This window comes from Protofrankia sp. CiP1_Cm_nod4 (genome assembly GCF_982290645.1).
In genome coordinates this window covers 55454-56726 of the sequence record NZ_CEVIVC010000019.1, presented here as the reverse complement: position 1 = coordinate 56726, position 1273 = coordinate 55454, and the positions used below count along the sequence as shown (strand labels likewise).

1 protein-coding gene is annotated in these 1273 nt (G+C 76.7%); it reads right to left on the bottom strand.

Going from position 1 to position 1273, the window contains the following annotated elements:
• Nucleotides 1-147 precede the first annotated feature (147 nt).
• Nucleotides 148-1254: a ribosome small subunit-dependent GTPase A gene (gene rsgA, locus AC5LSR_RS06360; protein ID WP_250290128.1), complete on the bottom strand. Its 1107-nt coding sequence runs from the start codon at nt 1252-1254 to the stop codon at nt 148-150.
• Nucleotides 1255-1273 lie beyond the last annotated feature (19 nt).

The window sequence follows — 1273 nt, the reverse complement described above, 5'->3', positions numbered from 1 at the left end:
GCTGGGGCCGGGGGATTTCGGTGACCGCTGGGGCCCGGTACTGGGGACAGCTGGGCTGGTCGTGGTCGGGGCCGGGCGGTGTGACGGGTCGGCGCCGGCGGATCTCGATCGTGGTCGTCTTGCCGGCGCGGTCCGGGTGGCCGGGCGTTATGACGGGTCGGTGCCGGAGCGGGCGGCGAGCAGCCGGCGCAGGCTGGCCAGCCGGGCCGGGTCCGCCTGGCCGTCCGCCACCGCCTCGTCGAGCGCGCAGTCGGCGAGGCCTGCCAGATGGGTGCAGCCGCCGGGGCAGGCCGCCGCGGCTGGCGCCAGATCGGGGAAGGCCCGCAGCAGCCGGTCGGTGGAGACCGCGCCCAGCCCGAACGAGCGCACCCCCGGGGTGTCGACGACCCAGCCGCCGCCCGGCATCGGCAGGGCGATCGCCGCGGACGAGGTGTGCCGGCCACGGCCGGTGACCGCGTTGACCGCGCCGATCGTCTGGGCGGCGTCCGGCACCAGCCGGTTGACCAGCGTCGACTTGCCCACCCCGGAATGGCCGAACATGACGCAGACGTGGGCCGCCATCAGGGCGGTCAGCCCGGACAGGCCGGCGTCCGGCCTGGTGGTCACCATAGGTAGGCCAAGTGGCGCGTAGAGTGCGCGCAGGGGTGTGTCGTCGGCGAGGTCGGCCTTGGTCAGGCACAGCAGCGGCTCCAGGCCGCCGTCGTAGGCCGCGACCAGGCAGCGGTCGATCAGCCCCGGCCGCGGCGGCGGGTCGGCGAGGGCGCAGACGATGACCAGCCGGTCGGCGTTGGCCACGATCGGGCGTTCCACCGGGTCGGTGTCGTCGGCGGTACGCCGCAGCACGCTGCGGCGCTCGGCCCGCCCGACGATCCGGGCAAGGCTGCCGGCCCGGCCGGAGATGTCCCCGACCAGGGCGACCTCGTCGCCGACGACCACACTGGTCCGGCGCACCGAACCCCCGCGGACGGCGGCCACCAGCGCCCCGCCAGAAGCGGACATGGACGCGGATGCGGACGTGCCGCCGCTCCCCGGCCCCGGCCCCGGTGCCGGCCCCGGCGGCGGCTGCGCTTTCGGACGTGGTCGTGGTCGCGGCTCCGGTGACGTCCCGGCGACATGGCAGGTGTAACGGCCTCGGTCGACCGCCACCACGGTCGCCGTCACCGCGTCGGCGTGGTCGGGCCGGTCCCGGGTACGCGGCCGCGACCCGCGGCCGGCCCGCACCCGGACGTCGTCCTCGTCGAGTTCCCGCGCCATTCAGGCGCGCACTTCGGGG

Bases quoted from the DNA above. Each gene is read 5' to 3' on its own strand.
- rsgA (WP_250290128.1), bottom strand. From the start codon at position 1,254: ATGGCGCGGGAACTCGACGAGGACGACGTCCGGGTGCGGGCCGGCCGC.